This is a genomic window from Streptomyces sp. BR123 (assembly GCF_013401435.1).
Lineage (GTDB): Bacteria > Actinomycetota > Actinomycetes > Streptomycetales > Streptomycetaceae > Streptomyces.
Genome location: NZ_JACBGN010000677.1, coordinates 1 through 551, shown reverse-complemented (window position 1 = coordinate 551; position 551 = coordinate 1). Strand labels below are relative to the sequence as shown.

Below are 551 nucleotides of genomic sequence, written 5' to 3'. Positions count from 1 at the left end.
CCACCCGCACCCCGCGGCCCCCGCGAAGGTCGCCCCGCGGACTCGTCGGCGGGTCCACCGAGGCCACGTACGTGCTCCGCTTCGACGGCCGCGACCTCACCGCCCAGGCGGGCCAGAGCATCGCCGCCGTCCTGTGGGGCGCCGGCATCCTCGCCTGGCGGACGACACGCCACGGCGGCGCCCCCCGCGGGGCGTTCTGCGGCATCGGCAGTTGCTACGACTGCCTGGTCACCGTCAACGGCCGGCCGAACCAGCGCGCCTGCCTCGTCCCCGCCCACCCGGGGGACGTCGTCACCACCCAGGAAGGGACCGGCCGTGCCGACCTCGCCGTCTGAAAGCCCGGGCGCGGCCGAGCAGGCCGGCCCCGCCGACCTCGCCGACCTCGCGATCGTCGGCGCCGGCCCGGCCGGCCTCGCCGCGGCCGTCACCGCCGCCGGCTTCGGCCTGCGCGTCACCCTCCTGGACGCGGGGGAGCGCACCGGCGGCCAGTTCTACCGCCACCCCGCGCCCGCCCTCGGCGCCGCCCGCCCCGAGGCCCTCCACCACGCCTG

General features: G+C 79.3%; 2 protein-coding genes. Both read left to right on the top strand.

Going from position 1 to position 551, the window contains the following annotated elements; genetic code table 11:
- Window positions 1-335, top strand: a 335-nt coding sequence (locus tag HYE82_RS37000) for a (2Fe-2S)-binding protein (RefSeq protein WP_256988238.1), incomplete at its 5' end; no start/stop codon positions are given.
- Window positions 316-551: NAD(P)-binding protein (locus HYE82_RS36995; RefSeq protein ID WP_179178595.1), on the top strand; the 236-nt coding region annotated here is incomplete at its 3' end. The genes HYE82_RS37000 and HYE82_RS36995, both read left to right, overlap by 20 nt.